The organism is Gordonia sp. (in: high G+C Gram-positive bacteria), from assembly GCF_020438995.1.
Lineage (GTDB): Bacteria > Actinomycetota > Actinomycetes > Mycobacteriales > Mycobacteriaceae > Gordonia.
Genome location: NZ_JAGQTN010000041.1, coordinates 44,579 through 61,978 on the forward strand (window position 1 = coordinate 44,579; position 17,400 = coordinate 61,978).

Here is a 17,400-nt window from a genome sequence, read left to right on the forward strand (position 1 = left end):
CTGGCCGGGTCAGCAACGGCGCTGACGAACCGGACACCTGCTCCAACCGCGCGTCGGACAGCCCTGGCAGCCCTGGGTGACGCAACAGTCGGCGAGATCGGTCCCCCACCGCACGCGGCACAACCGCGCCCTGGTCGGGGCCGCCTCTTGGAGTGACTCCGGAAGTCCCCAGTCGAACTGTGAATCCAGGTGATCTGTGACCGCAGACGAAACCGTGAACTCGGGTGCGCAGGCGACGCCGCGTACGAAGTGAGGCCGATTATGAAGCACGCTCCGGGCCCCGTGGGCCTGTATGACCCTGCCAACGAACACGACTCCTGTGGTGTCGCGTTCGTCGTCGACATGTACGGTCGGCGCAGCCGCGACCTCGTCGACAAGGCGATCATGGCGCTGGTCAATCTCGAACATCGTGGCGCGGCGGGAGCCGAACCCAATACCGGCGACGGTGCGGGCATCATGCTGCAGGTCCCCGATCGTTTCCTGCGCGAGAGCGTCGACTTCGAGCTGCCCGCCGAAGGCGCGTACGCCACCGGCATCGCGTTTCTGCCGCAGGGTGCCGAGGATGCGCGGCTGGCCTGCGAGGGTGTGGAGAAGATCGTCGAATCCGAGGGGCTGCGGCTGCTCGGCTGGCGCGAGGTGCCGGTCAACGACTCATCGATCGGCGCGCTGGCCCGCGATGCCATGCCCACCTTCCGGCAGCTGTTCATCTCGCTGTCGGGCGACGCCGCCGACGACATGGAGCTCGAGCGCCGCGCGTTCGTCGTGCGCAAGCGTGTGCAGTACGAACTCGGTGAGAAGGGCGCGGGTCAGGACGGCCCCGGCCGCGAGACCGTGTACTTCCCGAGCCTGTCGGGCAAGACCTTCGTATACAAGGGCATGCTGACCACCCCGCAGCTGCGCGAGTTCTACCTCGACCTGCAGGATGATCGCCTCGAATCGGCCCTGGGTCTGGTGCATTCGCGGTTCTCCACCAACACCTTCCCGTCGTGGCCGCTGGCACACCCGTTCCGGCGCGTCGCCCACAACGGCGAGATCAACACCGTTACCGGCAACGAGAACTGGATGCGGGCCCGTGAGGCGCTCATCGACACCTCGGCGTTCGGTAAGGATGCCGCCGACGCCGGGAGCGCAGCGAGCGGGTCGAGTATGGCCGAGAAGATCTTCCCCGCGTGCACCCCGGGTGCCTCGGACACCGCCCGCTTCGACGAGGTCCTGGAGCTGCTGCACCTGGGCGGGCGCAGCCTGCCGCACGCGGTGCTGATGATGATCCCGGAGGCGTGGGAGCGCCACGAGACCATGAAGCCCGAGCACAAGGCGTTCTACCGCTTCCACTCGTCGCTGATGGAGCCGTGGGACGGCCCGGCGTCGGTGTGCTTCACCGACGGCGACGTCGTCGGCGCGGTTCTGGACCGCAACGGTCTGCGCCCGAGCCGCATCTGGGTCACCAAGGACGGTCTGGTCGTGATGGCCTCGGAGGTGGGCGTGCTCGACGTCGACCACGCCGACGTGGTGCAGAAACTGCGACTGCAGCCGGGCCGCATGTTCCTGGTGGACACCAAGGCCGGCCGCATCGTCGACGACGAGGAGATCAAGGACGAGCTGGCAGCCGAACACCCGTACCAGCAGTGGCTCGACGAGGGTCTGCTGACGCTCGACGACCTCAAGAGCCGCCCGCACGAGCACATGCCGCACCACCGCGTGAACTTGCGGCAGCTGGTGTTCGGCTACACCAACGAAGAGCTGAACCTGCTGGTCGCGCCGATGGCCCGTACCGGCCTCGAAGCGATCGGTTCGATGGGGACCGACACCCCGATCGCGGTGCTCTCGTCGCGCCCGCGGATGCTGTTCGACTACTTCCAGCAGCTGTTCGCGCAGGTCACCAACCCGCCGCTGGACGCGATCCGCGAGGAGATCGTCACCAGCGTCGGCGCCACCATCGGCGCCGAGGCCGACCTGCTCAACCCGGGACCCGGGTCGTGCCGGCGGATCGTGCTGTCGATGCCCGTCCTCGACAACGATGCCCTTGCCAAGCTGGTGCGCATCGAGGAGGACAACGACCTACCGCACCTGCGTAGCCGGCAGATTTACGGCCTGTACCCGGTCGCCGAGGGCGGCGACGGCCTGCGCAGGGCGCTCGATGACGTCCGCGCCCAGGTCAGCCAGGCCATCGAGGACGGTATCTCGATCATCGTGCTGTCCGACCGCGAATCCGACGAGACGCTGGCACCGATCCCGTCGCTGCTGCTGACCGCCGCCGTCCACCACCACCTGGTGCGCGAACGTCAGCGCACCCGTGTGGGCCTGATCGTCGAATCCGGCGACTGCCGCGAGGTGCACCATGTGGCGGCCCTGGTCGGTTTCGGCGCCGCAGCGGTCAACCCGTACATGGCGTTCGAGTCGATCGAGGACATGATCGAACGCGGTGCGATCACCGGCGTCGACTTCCCGACGGCGCGCGCCAACTACATCAAGTCCGCGTCCAAGGGCGTGCTCAAGGTGATGAGCAAGATGGGCATCTCCACGCTCGCCTCGTACACCGGCGCCCAGCTGTTCCAGGTGATCGGCATCGGCCAGGCGACGGTCGACGAGTTCTTCACCGGCCTGAACAGCCAGCTCGACGGCATCGGCCTCGACGAGATCGCCGACGACGTCGCCGCCCGGCACGCACTCGCGTTCACCGACCGGCCCACCGAGCTCGCACACCGCGAACTCCCGGTCGGCGGCGAATACCAGTGGCGCCGTGAGGGTGAATACCACCTGTTCAACCCGGACACCGTGTTCAAGCTGCAGCACTCCACCCGCACCGGCCAGTACTCGGTGTTCAAGGAGTACACCAAGATGGTCGACGACCAGACGCAGCAGCTGGGCACGTTGCGCGGCCTGTTCGACTTCAACTTCGGTGACCGCGACCCGATCCCGATCGACAAAGTGGAGCCGGCCAGCGAGATCGTGAAGCGATTCTCGACCGGCGCAATGAGTTTCGGCTCCATCTCCGCCGAAGCCCATGAGACCCTTGCGATCGCGATGAACCGTCTCGGTGGCCGGTCCAATTCCGGTGAGGGCGGCGAGGATCCGCGCCGCTTCCACCACGACGAGAACGGCGACTGGCGGCGCTCGGCGATCAAGCAGGTCGCCTCGGGCCGGTTCGGTGTCACCTCGCACTACCTGTCCAACTGCACCGACATCCAGATCAAGATGGCTCAGGGCGCCAAACCAGGTGAGGGCGGCCAGCTTCCGCCGCACAAGGTGTACCCGTGGGTGGCGGAGGTGCGTGGTTCGACGCCGGGCGTGGGTCTGATCTCGCCGCCGCCGCACCACGACATCTACTCGATCGAGGATCTGGCGCAGCTGATCCACGACCTGAAGAACGCCAATCCTCAAGCGCGCGTTCACGTCAAGCTCGTCTCCGAGCTCGGTGTGGGCACCGTCGCCGCGGGCGTGTCCAAGGCGCACGCCGATGTGGTGCTCATCTCCGGGCACGACGGCGGCACCGGCGCCTCCCCGCTCACCTCCCTCAAGCACGCGGGTGCGCCATGGGAGATCGGCCTGGCAGAGACGCAGCAGACGTTGCTGCTCAACGGACTTCGCGACCGCATCGTCGTGCAGGTCGACGGCCAGCTCAAGACCGGTCGCGACGTGGTGATCGCCGCGCTGCTCGGCGGCGAGGAGTTCGGTTTCGCCACCGCGCCGCTGGTGGTGTCGGGCTGCATCATGATGCGGGTGTGCCACCTGGACACCTGCCCGGTGGGTGTGGCCACCCAGAATCCGCTGCTGCGTGAGCGTTTCGCCGGCAAGCCGGAGTTCGTGGAGAACTTCTTCCTGTTCATCGCCGAGGAGGTCCGGGAACTGCTGGCCCGCCTCGGATTCCGGACGCTACAGGAGGCCGTCGGTCACGCCGAGGCCCTCGACACGCGGAAGGCGCTGGCGCACTGGCGTTCTGCCAAGGCCGGCAAGCTGGACCTGTCGGCGATCCTGGAACAGCCGGAGTCGCCGTTCATGAACCAAGACTTCTACTGCTCCGGAAAGCAGGATCACGGACTGGAGAGGGCGCTCGATCAGCAGCTGATCGCGGCGTGCCGCGCGGCAATCGACACCGGTAAACCGGTGGAGTACAACACCACCATCACCAACGTGAACCGCACCGTCGGCACCATGCTCGGCCACGAGGTCACAAAGGTGTATGGGGCACAAGGACTTCCGGACGACACGATCAAGATCGGGCTGACCGGCTCGGCCGGCAACAGCTTCGGTGCGTTCGTGCCCAACGGTGTGACGCTGCGCCTCGAAGGCGACGCCAACGACTTCGTCGGCAAGGGCCTCTCCGGTGGGCACATCGTGGTCCGCCCGGCCCGCAACGCCCCCGAGGGCTTTGTCGCCGAGGACAACATCATCGCGGGCAACGTGATCGGTTTCGGTGCCACCGGCGGCAAGATCTTCCTGCGCGGTGTGGTCGGCGAACGGTTCTGTGTCCGCAACTCGGGTGCCACCACGGTCGTCGAGGGCATCGGCGACCACGGCTGTGAATACATGACCGGTGGCCGGGTGATCGTGCTCGGTGCCACGGGCCGCAACTTCGCGGCCGGTATGTCCGGCGGCATCGCCTACCTGTACGACCCCGAGCGCAAGCTCGAGGGAGGCGAGGGACGCCCGGGCAACCTGAACGCCGAACTCGTCGACGTCGAGGCGCTCGACGTGGAGGACCTGCGGTTCGTCTCCGACCTCGTGCGCGAGCACTTCGAGGAGACCGATTCACCCGTCGCAAAGGCGATTCTGGACGACTGGGAGAACGCCCAGCAGGATTTCGTCAAGGTGATGCCCCGCGACTTCAAGCGGGTGCTCCTGGCAATCGAGGCCGCCCAAACCAGCGGCCGGGACATGAACGAAGCGATCATGGAGGCGGCTCGTGGCTGATCCCAGAGGTTTTCTCAACCACACCGACCGCGAACTGCCGGACCGTCGTCCGGTCGACCTGCGGCTGCTCGACTGGAAGGAGGTGTACACCGAATTCGACAAGGGGCACCTCAAGACGCAGGCGAGCCGCTGCATGGACTGCGGAATCCCGTTCTGCCACAACGGCTGCCCGTTGGGGAACCTGATTCCCGAGTGGAATGACCTGGTGTACAAGGATCGTTGGCGCGAAGGCATCGAACGCCTGCACGCCACCAACAACTTTCCCGAGTTCACCGGCCGGCTGTGCCCGGCACCGTGCGAGGCCTCGTGCGTGCTCGGCATCAACCAGCCCGCCGTCACCATCAAGCAGGTCGAGGTCGAACTCGTCGAGAACGCCTTCGACGAGGGCTGGGTCGCCCCGGTCATGCCGACGGTCAAGACCGGCAAGAACGTGGCCGTGATCGGTTCGGGCCCTGCGGGTCTGGCCGCCGCACAGCAGCTGACCCGCGCCGGGCACGGGGTCACCGTGTTCGAGCGGGCCGACCGCATCGGCGGCCTGCTGCGCTACGGCATCCCCGAGTTCAAGATGGAGAAGCGCTTCATCGACCGGCGTCTGGAGCAGATGCAGATCGAGGGCACCGTCTTCCGCACCAACGTCAACGTCGGAGTCGACGTCACCGTCGACGAGCTGCGTGAGGACTTCGACGCCGTCGTGCTGGCCGTGGGTTCGACCATCGGCCGCGACCTTCCGATCCCGGGCCGCGAACTCGACGGCATCCATCAGGCGATGGAGTTCCTGCCGCAGGCCAACCGCGTGCAGCACGGTGACACCGTCCCCGGTCAGATCGTCGCGACCGGCAAGAAGGTTGTCATCATCGGCGGCGGCGACACCGGCGCCGACTGCCTCGGCACGTCGCTGCGACAGGGCGCCGAGAGCGTGCACCAGTTCGAGATCATGCCGCGCCCGCCGATGGAACGCGCCGGCTCCACCCCGTGGCCCACCTACCCGCTCATGTACCGGGTGTCGTCGGCGCACGAGGAGGGCGGCGACCGCGTCTTCTCGGTCAACACCGAGGAATTCACCGGCGAGAACGGCAAGGTCACCGCTCTCAAGGCCCACGAGGTCAAGATGGTGGCGGGAAGGTTCGAGAAGGTCGAAGGCTCCGACTTCACCCTCGAAGCCGACCTGGTTCTGCTGGCGATGGGTTTCGTCGGCCCCGAACGCGAGGACCTGCTCGACAAGCTCGGCGTTGCCTGGGGCGAACGCGGAGTCATCAAGCGCGACAGTAACTTCGCCTCGACCGTCCCGGGCGTGTTCGTCGCCGGCGACGCCGGACGCGGCCAGTCGCTGATCGTCTGGGCCATCGCCGAGGGTCGCGCCGCCGCGGCCGCCGTTGACAAGTTCCTCGAGGGTCACACGGTGCTGCCCGCACCGATCGTTCCCACGCAGGTCGCCCAGCGCTGAGGCCCCTGCTTCAATGACGGTGTCCGCAACGACTTTCGCGTGAGAGTTGTTGCGGACACCGTCGTCTGAATCCGCCGAACCTTCCGATATTCCGGGCAAATCAGACGAATCCGACCAAATGTGTTGAATTTGGTCGCCGGCCGAAGTCGGATCACCCGTCATGGATATCCGGCTATTGACCAGGGTCATGATTGTCCCTAGCCTTGGACTCCATGCCTGGTCACACACCCATTTTCCGGGATGTATCACGCCTCATGAATGAGGCCCATCTGCAGAACCTTGAGGAAAAGGGCATAAGTCGCCGGACGGTCCTCAAGGCGGGTGCCGCAGGGCTGGGTGCTCTCGCGGTAGGCGCACTCCCGGTGCGGGCAGCTGCTGCGGGTCAGCCACGGATCGCCGTCGTGGGTGCCGGCATCGCCGGGCTGAACGCCGCCTGGTATCTCAATCGGGCCGGATTGCGGGCCACCGTATACGAAGGCTCGAACAGGGTCGGTGGCCGGATCTGGACGCGACGCGGGATCATGGGACCGCAGCTGACCACCGAGCTCGGTGCCGAGATGATCGACTCCGGGCACGAGGAGATGCTCCGACTGGCACGCCGATTCGGCCTCGGCCTGCTCGACGCAGAAGCGCCGAGCGAACGCCGTCTGACGAAGTCCTTCTATTTCCGTGGTCGGCGGTGGACCGAGCATGAGGTTGTCAAAGCGTTCCGGCCGATAGCCGCCACCCTGGCTAATGATCAGAACAGTGTCGAGTTCGATAGCCACACTAAATACAATCAACGCGCGTTCGATATCGACCATACTCCGCTGTCCCGGTATCTCGTGAATATCGGTGCCACCGGCTTCATCAGGGAATTGCTCAACGTCGCCTATCTCACCGAATACGGTGCCGAAACCAGCGTCCAGTCCGCACTGAATCTTGTCTTCTTGATCGGTACCGAGACCAAGAACGGCTTCAACGAGTTCGGAGATAGCGACCAGCGGTACACGGTCGTCGGTGGGGCGGATCAGATCACCTCGGCGATCGCACGTCACCTCAGGGATCCGGTCAGACTCGGGCACAAGTTGGTGGCGATCGGGCCCGACGGTGCCGGCTACAAGTTGACGTTCCGGCAGCCGAGTGGTGCGTACAAAGATGTCCGGACCGACTATCTGCTTCTGACGCTCCCGTTCTCGACGCTACGCGAAGTAGACATCTCAGTCTCCCTGCCGACGGTGCTGCGCAACTACATCGATCAGTGTGTATACGGCACCAACAGCAAACTGGTTCTCGGATTCGATCGCCGCTATTGGCGTGACAGGGGTGACAACGGTTTGTTCTTCACGGACCTGCCGATCCAGTCGGGCTGGGACAGTTCCCGGCTGCAACCGGGTCGGCAGGCAAGCCTGACTATCTACACGGGCGGGCAACGCGGCATCGAGATGGCCAGGGGGTCGGCCCAGCACCAGCGTGACCTTGCCATGCGTTCGGTCAATCAGGTGTTTCCGGGTGCGAACAGGTACCGGAACGGAAAGGTGGCCCGATTCGCGTGGCCTGAATACAAATGGAGCAAGGGCAGCTATTCGTGCTTCACCACGGGGCAGTACACGGCATTTTCCGGTGCCGCGGTGCCGACGGGCCGCATGTTCTTCGCGGGTGAGCACACGAGCTTCGACTATCAGGGGTACATGGAAGGTGGTGCGGTTACCGGCAAGGAAGCCGCGAAAGCGATCGGGTCGGCGGTTCGACGGAGTTCCTGAAACCGGAATGCGTCGGTGGCCGGTCGTTCCATGTCTCGAAACCCATTGAGACGACAGGATTTACAGTATCCGGTAGTTGCCGTATCTGAGTTCGCCGCCCGCATAGACCTTGCCACCGCCGAGCACCGCGATACCGGGAGTCGACGTCACCGCCGGAATGGGCATCCGCCACAGCGGGTCGGGACTGCCGGGAGCGAATGTGAGCAGTTCCAGCCTGCCCGTGGCACCGAAATCTTCCGGCCGGGAAAGTACCGCGAAGCGGGTGCCGTCGGTGCCCATGGGTGTCCCGATCTGCCGGCCGTCGCGCGATATGGCGATGCGTCCGCCGGTACCGTCGTAACAGTCGAACCATTCGAACTCGTTGACCGAGGCTCCCAGCAGTACCTTGGTGCCGTAGCCGTTCACCCAGGACGGGCTATCCATCTGATACTGCTTCTGCCACAATACTTTTCCGGTCTGCGGGTCGAATGAGGCGATCAGCTTGCGCGCGGTGTCGAGCAGTATGGGGGTTGCGGCGACATGACCCGGGATCAGGTTCTCGGTCGGCTGGGCGAGCACCGTCCAGTCGCCCGCGATCTCGGCGGTGGGAATGCCCCGCGCGTCGAAGAACGTCAGCTTTGCGGGTGTGGAGGCATCGTCGGAATTCCTGCGCACGACAAAACCATTCAGGAATGGCTGCCACGACTCGGCGGACCCGCCAGTGGGAAAATTATGGACGATCGTACCGTCGGTGATCCGCCTGAGGGTGGCCTCACCGGTCGATACGGGTTGGACGGCGACGACGGGTGAGCCGCTCACCAGTGGATAGGCTTCCGGTACAGCCATCCCTTCGAGGGTGAAGTTCTTTCCCGCCGGCGATCCCGCGTACATGGAGTTGTTCTCCGAGGCGATCACGTAGTCGTCGCCGGTCACCATGAACTGACTGCCCGAGACGTTCACCGTATCGACGGCTCCGGTGACGACGTCGACAAGAAACGTATTCGGATCGTCGGCGCCCGCGGTCTCGTCGTAGGCGAGACATATCATCCGCGTCGACAAGGTGTCGCCGAGCTGCCTGCACCGCCGGACACGACTGTTACTGCTGAGTGTGATTGTGCGGATGGTCGTTCCGTCGGCGGCGTCGAGGACGCTGAGAATCGCCGTGCCCGAATCCACATTGCTGGCCGCAATCGCATAGTTGCTCGTACCGCCGATGATTCCGTGATTATCCTGGCGGGCGGTGGACAGCACCTTGGGTGACCATCTCCAGATCGGTTCGGTGCGTGGCATTTTCAGGTCGGCGAGGGTGGCTCCGACCGCCAGGCGATTAGCCGCCGGACCGGCCGTCCCGTCGTCGTCCGGTCCGTCGTCGGGCCACAGCAGCCACGTGCCGACGGACCCGGTGACGAGAACCAGCACTACCACGAGTGCACCGATCAGCAGTGCTCGTCGCCGCGCGGGTGGGGTCGGGGTGGAGAGTTCGGGCGGCGGTGTCGGCGCGAAACGGGTGGTGATCTGTTCCGGGAAGAACTGTGTCGCCGGTTGTTCTGGGGTCCGATTCAGGCCCTGGGGTGATATTCCGCATTCCTGTACGGTCGGTACTTCAGGCGTGGGCGGCTCGTGTAGTGCCGCGATGAGTGCGGCTGCGAAACTGCGGTTGTCGGGAAAGCGCTGCGCCGGGTCCTTCGCCATGGCTCGGGTCAGTACGGCGTCGACGGCGGCCGTAGCCCGTTGGGGGGAGCGTTCGGTCGCCATCGGGATCGGATCGTGGACGTGAGCCATGGCGATGGCCGGGACGCTGGTTCCCGAGTAGACCTCGGTACCGGTGACCAGGGTGAACGCGGTGCAGGCGAGTGAGTATTGGTCGGCCCGGGAATCGACGGCGTGGCCCTGGAGCTGTTCGGGTGCGGCGAAGGCGACGGTCCCCATCGCGATTCCGGTGCCGGTGAGCCGGGTGGCATCGTCGAGTACATGTGCGATACCGAAATCGGTGAGCAGGGCGACGGGGACGGCTCCGGGTCGTGATGTGTTCCGGGTGTTCTGGAGGAGGATGTTGGCGGGTTTGACGTCGCGGTGGGTGAGTCCGTGGTCGGCGGCGGTGTCGAGGGCATCGGCGATCTGCTCGATGATCTGGCCGATCGCTGCCAGGGGCAGCAGATTGCCGGCCGTGTGTTCGCCGAGGTCGTGTCCGTCGATGTACTCGAGGGTGATCCACAGGCGGTCGTCGTACTCGCCGCGGTCGTGGACGCTGACGATGGACTGATGCCGCAGTGCGGCAACAATATCGGCTTCACGTTCGAAGCGCCTGCGGTAGCTGGGATTGTCGGATAGATCCGCGGAGAGGATTTTGAGGGCGTCGTGACGTGGCAGTCGTGGGTGGCGGGCCAGATACACTCGGCCCATGCCGCCGACACCGAGTTCCCGCTCGATGGTGTAGCCGGCGAATACGTCGCCGGGGTGAATTCTGCTCACCGGGTGAACCTTGACGGCTGCATCAGATGATCCGACCGTCGGCGAAGTCGAGGCCGCCGCCGGCGTACACCCTGCCGCCGCCCTGGACGGAGATGCCCGGATTCTCGCGAGTCGTGGGAATCGGCATGCGCCACAACGGGTCCGGACTTCCCGGTGCGTACACCAGCAGTTCGAGCTTGCCGGCACCACCGAACTTCTGCGGCCGGGACAGTACCGCGAACCGGGTGCCGTCGGTACCCATCGGTGTTCCGGCCTGAGTTCCGTCCTGCGGCACGACTATCGGGCCGCCGTTGCCGTCGTAGCAGTCGAACGATTCGTACTCGTTGGCCGATGCGCCGAGCAGGACCCGGGTTCCGTAGCCGTTGATCCACGCCGGGGTGTCCATCCGGTAGTTCTTCTGCCACCGCACCTTTCCGGTCTTGGCGTCGAAGCCGGCGATCAGCTTGCCGGAGGAACTGAGCAGGATGGGTACCGCGGCGACGGCGCCAGGGATCAGGTTGTCGGTCGACGGGTTGGGTAGCGTCCAGTCGCCGCTGATCTCGGCGGTGGCGCCCCCCTGGGCGTCGAAGAATGTCAGTGTCGGTGCCGTGGGTGAATCCTTGCGTACGACAAAGCCATTCAGGAACGGTTGCCATGATGCATCCGCGGAGTCCGCGGCGAAACTGTAGACCACCTTTCCGTCGGTGACCCGCCTGAGAGTGGTGGTGCCATCGGACTGTTGCTGCACCGCGACCACCGGAGACCCATACACCGGTGGAAATGCTTCGGGCACAAGAACATCGTCAAGTGCGAAGCTCTTGCCGGCGAACGTCCCCGAGTAGACGGCGCCGGCGGAGGCGACCACAAAATTGTCGCCGGTCACCGCGAATTCGGCTCCGGAGGTGTCGACCTTCTTCGCGGAGCCCGCGTCGAGGTCGACCAGGTAGGGGTTGGTACCGCCCCCGGCGGGGTCGGCGGCAAAGCACACCATGCGCGCCGACGATGTGTCGCCGAGCTGCCGGCAGCGCCGGACGCCAAGGTTCTGGTCGCTGAGCGTGATCGTGCGGACGGTTGTACCGTCGTCGGCGTCGAGAACCCCGAGAACCGTTGCACCCGAATCAGATTTGCTGACCGCTACGGCATATTCGCTTGTGCCGCCGACGATTCCGACGTCGACCTGGGCTCCGGAACCCACTGCGGCGGGTTTCCACGTCCAGGCAGGCGCGGTACGTGGCGAGGTCAGGTCGGGCAGCAGCACACCGGCCGTGGGGCCGCTCGCCGACGGGGAGGTGCTGCCGCCGCCGGAGGTGAGCAGCCGCGCACCGACCACGCCGGCTACGAGCAGGAGCACGGTGACGAACGCACCGAGCAGCAGTGTGCGGCGCCGACCGGGCCGGACACCGCGCGGGGGATCGGTGGGGTGAGCACGGGCGGTACCGGGCGACAGGGGCTGCGCACGCCGGGTGGGGATCTGGCGTTCGTCGGACGCATCCGTGGCCGGCCTGGCAGGGGCATCCGGGTATGTCGCGGGCCGGGTGGCTGTCACTGGCCGGGTGCGTGGCGGCACGGACGAACCGGTCTGTCCTCCGGGCCGCGGGGTCCGGGCCGGCTGGTCGCGAGTCGGATAGTCGCGGGTGGGGGGCTGCCGACGGACGGTGGGTGCCCCGGCGTCACGGTGCGGGGCGGATGCCGCGGGTCGGGGTCCGCGCGCGGGGAGCGTTGGCCCGTGTGCCGGCCTCGGTATGCCGGGAGCGGTGGCGGGGGTGCGTAGCGTCGGCGGTGCCTGCGACTCCGGCAGCGCGGTGGCCGGTGCCTCGCGCAGTGCGGCAGTCAGGGCCCGGGCGAACGTGCGGTTGTCGGGAAAGCGGTGGTCGGGAGCCTTGGCCAGAGCTCTCGTCAGCACCGGGTCCACGGTGGCCGGCACCCGCCCGGGGCATCGTTTGGTGGCAACCGGGATGGGGTCCTTCACGTGCGCGATTGCGATGGCGGCGGCACTGTTGCCCACATAGACGTGCGTTCCGGTGAGCAGGGCGAACGCTGTGCAGCCCAGTGCGTACTGATCGGTCCGCGAATCGACGTCCAGACCCTGGAGCTGCTCGGGTGCGGCGAATGCGACGGTGCCGAGCGCGATCCCGGTGCCGGTGAGCACGGTGTTCTGGTCGTTCGCGTGCGCGATGCCGAAGTCGACGAGGAGCGCCTGGCCGTCGGTGTCGAGGAGGATGTTCGCCGGTTTGACGTCGCGGTGGGTCAGGCCGTGTGTGGCGGCGACGTCCAATGCGTGCGCGATCTGCTCGATGATGCGGCCGATGGTGGCCAGGGGCAGCGGATCGGTACCGACGTGTTCGCTGAGGTCGTGGCCGTCGACGTATTCCAGGGAGATCCACAGCCGGCCGTCGGCCTCACCGCGGTCCAGGACCCGCACGATCGACGGATGACGCAGTGCGGCAACAACATCGGCCTCCCGCTCGAAGCGCCTGCGATACCGGGGATCCTCGGACAGATGTGGTGCGAGAACCTTGAGCGCCTCGAACCGGGGCAGCCGCGGGTGCCGGACGAGATACACCTCGCCCATGCCGCCGGCACCGAGCTCACGCTCGATGGTGTAGCCGGCGAACACGTCGCCCGGATTGAGGCTGGTCACCGGGTGAACTTTAGTCGCCCAAGAGGCTCATCGTCGTTCAGTTGTGCACGACGTGGTCCGGCGACGCTGGGCTCCCAACGGGTTCCGGTTCTAAAGAATCCGCCGGTCACCGAATTTCAGGCCACCGCCCGCATAGACCTTGCCGCCGGCGATGACGGGAGCGCCCGGGTACTGGCCCGTCGACGGGACACGCATCTGCCACGTCGGACTCGACTTGTCCTTGCCGAAGACCATCAGCTCCTGGGAACCGGCACCACCGTAGGCGGGCTGCGAGAGCATCGCGAACGACGAGCCGTCGCCGCCGAGCGGTGATCCGGCCTGGCCGCCCTTGGGTGGCACGTATATCGGGCCGCCCGATCCGTCGGAGGCGTTGAACCATTCGAACTCGTTGGCCGAGGAGGTGAGCACGATCGTGTCCCCCAGACCCTGCACGGACGTGACGGACCGCGATTGATAACTCTTCTCCCACAGCTTCTTTCCCGACTCCGGGTCGAAGGCGGCGATGAGGCGGTCGTCGGTGTTGACCAGGACCGGCACCGGCGGGACGTCGGCCGGTATCGCGCTGTCGGTGGGCAGCGACGGCAGGGTCCACTGCCCGGACAGCTCGGCGGTGATGTTGCCGGTGCCGTCGTAGAAGGTGAACTGCGGCGCGACGGACGAATCGGAGCCGGTCTTGCGGATGACGAAACCGTTCCGGAAAGGAAGCCATAGCTCATCGGTGTTGTCGTCGGAGAACGCATAGATGGTGTCGCCGGCGGCTATCTGCCGCAGCGTGATGTTTCCCGCGTCGTCGACGAGGTTGATCACCGGTGACCCGTTCACCGGCGGATACACCGAGCGTGTCCGGACACCGCTTTGGGAGAAGTTCTTGCCCTTGGCCGAACCTGAATACACGCCGTTGCTCGAGACCAGAATGTAGTCCGGGCCGGTCACCGCGAACGCGGTTCCCTCGGCGTCGGCCTTGTTCACGGTTCCCTTCGTGAGGTCGACGATGTAGGGCTGCGGGTTGCCGGTGTCCGATCCCCAGCAGGCCACGGTCGAGGACTTGGCGTCCCCGAGCTGTTGGCAGCGTGTGATCGTGATGGTCTTGTCGCTGAGCGTTAGGGTACGTTCGGTCTTCCCGTCGGCGGTATCGAGGATGCTGAGAATGGTTGCGCCGGAATCGATCTTGCTAACCGCGACGGCATATGCCGGTGTGCCGCCCACGATTCCGAGGTCTTCCTGATAATTGTCGGACAGGACCTTCGGATTCCACGTCCACAGTGGTTCGGTGCGTGCGGTTTTCAGATTCACGGTGGTCGAGGTGCCGGACGGGTCGTCGTCGGAGGTCAGTACCCAGGCGGCGATGCACACCACCAGAACCGCCACCAGCACGAGTGCGCCGATCAGTGGTCCCCGCCGGCGGAGGCCGCCGCGTTCGACCGGCGGTGGCATCGCCGCCGGCCCGGACCGCGGGGAGGCGAGATCGCCCGACAGGGACTGCGCCCGGTGTGGTTCGGGGCGGGTTGTCGACACCCGCGTGCGGGGTGCCGGGGGGGTGCCGGCCGGGGCCGACCGGCGGGCGGTAGGGGGCTGAGCCGACCCCGGTCGGGGTGGCCGGGGCTGTGGTGGTTCGGGTGGGGTCGGCCCCTGGTACGCGCCACGAGGGGCGGTCGGCTGCGCGGCCTGGTAGGGCGAGGCGAAGCGCTTGGTGGGGGGTGCCAGATCCTCGGTGGGACTGGTCCGGTTGAACCTGGTGGTCGTCGGATCCTGTTCGGGGCGGGCCTTCGGCTGTCCGCTGAGCAGTTTCGACTGGGGATAGGGGAGTTGCTGGACAACCCGGGGATCCTTCCGGGTGGTTGCCCTCGGAGGCTCGGGCGCGGGCGGACGGCCCGGCGGTGCTGTGCCTGGCTGTGGTGTGCCCGGCTGTTGCGTGCCCTGCTGTGGTGTGCCCGGCTGCGGTGTGTTCGTCGGGGGGATCAGTGTCTGTGCCGCCATCTTCGCGGCGGTGGCTCCCGGTGCCGGCGCGGGGGTGGCCACGGCCTCGGCCAGGGCGGCGGCGAAACCGCGGCTGTCGGGGTAGCGGTCGTCGCGGTTCTTTGCCAGCGCGCGGGTGAGCACGGTGTCGACTGCGGGGGTGATCCGTCCCGGAGCGCGGTCGGCGGCCATCGGGATCGGGTCGCGTACATGCGAGACGGCGATAGCCGCGACGCTGGTCCCCATGTAGACGTTGGTGCCGGTGAGCAGCGCGAAGCTGGTACAGGCGAGCGCGTACTGGTCGGCTCGGGCGTCGACAGCGCGGCCCTGCAGTTGCTCGGGGGCGGCGAACGCGACCGTGCCCAGGGCGATGCCGGTGCCGGTCAGCTTGGTGACGCCGTCCCCGGGGTAGGCGATGCCGAAGTCGGCGAGCTGTGCTCGTCCGTCCTCGTCGAGCAGGATGTTGGCGGGTTTGACATCGCGGTGGGTGAGGCCCCGGCGGGCGGCGGCGTCGAGGGCGTCGGCAACCTGGGCGATGATGCGGGTGACTTCGGTGGGCGGGAGTGGGTCGTCGCTGACGTGCCGCGTGAGGTCGTGGCCTTCGATGTACTCGAAGGCGATCCAGAGGCGGCCTTCGCTTTCGCCACGGTCGTGTACACCGACGATGGACGGGTGCCGCAGCGCGGCGACGACATCGGCTTCGCGTTCGAAGCGTGCGCGGTATTTGGGATCCTCGGACAGATGCGCGGCGAGGACTTTGAGCGCGTCGTGGCGCGGCAGCCGGGGGTGGCGGGCCAGGTACACCTCGCCCATCCCGCCGGCGCCCAGTTCGCGCTCGATGGTGTAGCCGGCGAACACGTCGCCGGGACTGAGCCTGCTCACCGGTGAATCTTTAAGTGGTCAGCGACCCACTATGGGAGTGGCTCGGCCCTTTTTGACGACACGGATCGTCCGCGACGGGTCCGGGCGGGTCGTCAGGCGGACAGCAGACGCCGGAGCTCTGCCTGGGTGACGAGGCGCTCGGCCTCGGCGGGGAACATGCGTGCAGAACGGGTGCGGGTACGCCTGGTAGCCCCGAACGGGCGGATCCGTGCGGCGCCACGACCGTTCTGGAACGTCGGGGTCAGCTTCATGACAGGTCACATCCTCGTTTACTACGACAACAACCGACGCTGAGTACTCTAGCGAACAATTCACTATCGCGAAGTTTGCGCGAGATTGAGCTAGCGCCACGCTTGGCACACCGGGTTGCCCGACATGCGTGATATAGATCGACCCTCACACGGCATTTCGTTACCAAAGGCTAAGAAAATCGCCTCACCAGTTGCTTCAGTAACACCAGTAACAAGTGTGCGCAACGTCATAGGGGTAAACCGGGAGAGGCGGATCACAAACCCATCCCCGCCGTGATGTTTGCCGAAAAGTGGCGTTCGCGTGTCGGAAGAGGGTGTTACGCACGGGTGACGCGGGCCGACTCGCCGTCGATCTCGACGACGTCGCCCACCGAAAGCTGCCGGCCGCGGCGGACCTCCGGCTCGCCGTTGACCCGGACCAGCCCGTCGGCGAGAACACCCTTGGCGTCGGCACCGGACTCGACCAGGTTGGCCAGCTTGAGGAACTGCCCCAGCCGGATCGAATCGTCGGAGATCGGCACATCGAACATGCCGACCAGTATCGCCGACGGACCCGCCAGGACGAACTTGACCGCAGAACTTACCCGCGGGTAGGCACAGGCGTTCTCCGCGCCTATGCTTGTTCGGCATGAGCGATCTCACATTCACCGCCACGGCAGATCTCGTCGACGAGATCGGCGCTGACGTGCGCAGTTGCGACACCCAGTTCACCCAGTACGGGGGCGTCCGCGAGTTCGTCGGCCGGGTGAGCACGGTGCGCTGCTTCCAGGACAATGCCCTACTCAAGTCCGTTCTGAGCGAACCCAACCCCGGCGGTGTGCTCGTCATCGATGGCGACGCCTCGGTGCATACCGCGCTCGTCGGCGACATCATCGCCGAACTCGGCCGTTCCAACGGCTGGGTCGGCATCATTGCGCACGGCGCGATCCGGGACGCCAAGACCATCGGCGGCATGGAGATCGGCGTCAAGGCGCTCGGCACCAACCCCCGTAAGTCCACCAAGACCGGCGCCGGCGAACGCGACGTGCCGCTGTCCATCGGCGGCATCACCTTCAACCCCGGCGACATCGCCTACTCCGACGACGACGGCATCGTGCTCGTCGCTCCCGAGAACGCATAGTCGCCCCGACCGACAGGCCCGCC

9 protein-coding genes are annotated in these 17,400 nt (G+C 66.4%); 4 read left to right on the top strand and 5 right to left on the bottom strand.

Annotated elements, in window-relative coordinates:
- The first annotated feature begins 261 nt into the window (after nt 1–261).
- The 3 genes from gltB (at nt 262) to KDB67_RS03295 (ending at nt 8,097) form a co-directional block, all read left to right on the top strand.
- A complete protein-coding gene (gene gltB / locus KDB67_RS03285) occupies nt 262–4,911 on the top strand; it encodes a glutamate synthase large subunit (RefSeq protein WP_291012325.1) in 4,650 nt (1,549 codons plus the stop codon).
- On the top strand, nt 4,904–6,355 hold the full coding sequence (locus tag KDB67_RS03290) for a glutamate synthase subunit beta (protein ID WP_291012327.1): 1,452 nt from the start codon (nt 4,904–4,906) through the stop codon (nt 6,353–6,355). Before gltB ends, KDB67_RS03290 begins: the two co-directional genes overlap by 8 nt.
- Before the next feature lie 254 nt (nt 6,356–6,609).
- A complete protein-coding gene (locus KDB67_RS03295; protein ID WP_291012329.1) occupies nt 6,610–8,097 on the top strand; it encodes an NAD(P)/FAD-dependent oxidoreductase in 1,488 nt (495 codons plus the stop codon).
- A 60-nt stretch (nt 8,098–8,157) separates the two neighbouring features.
- Here the strand turns inward: KDB67_RS03295 and KDB67_RS03300 are convergent, their stop codons facing one another.
- The 5 genes from KDB67_RS03300 to KDB67_RS03320 form a co-directional block, all read right to left on the bottom strand.
- The gene (locus KDB67_RS03300; RefSeq protein WP_291012330.1) at nt 8,158–10,548 is read right to left on the bottom strand and encodes a serine/threonine-protein kinase; all 2,391 of its coding nucleotides are present in this window, start codon (nt 10,546–10,548) and stop codon (nt 8,158–8,160) included.
- Between the two features lie 22 nt (nt 10,549–10,570).
- Entirely contained in the window at nt 10,571–13,168 is a 2,598-nt protein-coding gene (locus KDB67_RS03305) for a serine/threonine-protein kinase (protein WP_291012332.1), read from the bottom strand.
- A 90-nt stretch (nt 13,169–13,258) separates the two neighbouring features.
- Entirely contained in the window at nt 13,259–16,006 is a 2,748-nt protein-coding gene (locus KDB67_RS03310) for a serine/threonine-protein kinase (RefSeq protein ID WP_291012334.1), read from the bottom strand.
- A gap of 92 nt (nt 16,007–16,098) precedes the next feature.
- Nucleotides 16,099–16,257 (bottom strand): hypothetical protein, encoded by a 159-nt coding sequence (locus KDB67_RS03315; protein ID WP_291012337.1) that lies wholly within the window; start codon nt 16,255–16,257, stop codon nt 16,099–16,101.
- A 317-nt stretch (nt 16,258–16,574) separates the two neighbouring features.
- Nucleotides 16,575–16,787, bottom strand: a complete 213-nt coding sequence (locus KDB67_RS03320) for an RNA-binding S4 domain-containing protein (RefSeq protein WP_291012339.1) — start codon at nt 16,785–16,787, stop codon at nt 16,575–16,577.
- Nucleotides 16,788–16,885: 98 nt separating this feature from the next.
- Between KDB67_RS03320 and rraA the strand changes: the two genes are divergently transcribed.
- Nucleotides 16,886–17,377 (top strand): ribonuclease E activity regulator RraA, encoded by a 492-nt coding sequence (gene rraA, locus KDB67_RS03325; protein ID WP_291012342.1) that lies wholly within the window; start codon nt 16,886–16,888, stop codon nt 17,375–17,377.
- Nucleotides 17,378–17,400: the final 23 nt, after the last annotated feature.

Excerpts from the sequence above, each read along its gene's own strand:
- gltB (WP_291012325.1), top strand. The coding sequence starts at position 262 with ATGAAGCACGCTCCGGGCCCCGTGGGCCTGTATGACCCTGCCAACGAA.
- KDB67_RS03295 (WP_291012329.1), top strand. The coding sequence starts at position 6,610 with ATGAATGAGGCCCATCTGCAGAACCTTGAGGAAAAGGGCATAAGTCGC.
- KDB67_RS03315 (WP_291012337.1), bottom strand. The coding sequence starts at position 16,257 with ATGAAGCTGACCCCGACGTTCCAGAACGGTCGTGGCGCCGCACGGATC.
- KDB67_RS03320 (WP_291012339.1), bottom strand. The coding sequence starts at position 16,787 with ATGTTCGATGTGCCGATCTCCGACGATTCGATCCGGCTGGGGCAGTTC.
- rraA (WP_291012342.1), top strand. The coding sequence starts at position 16,886 with ATGAGCGATCTCACATTCACCGCCACGGCAGATCTCGTCGACGAGATC.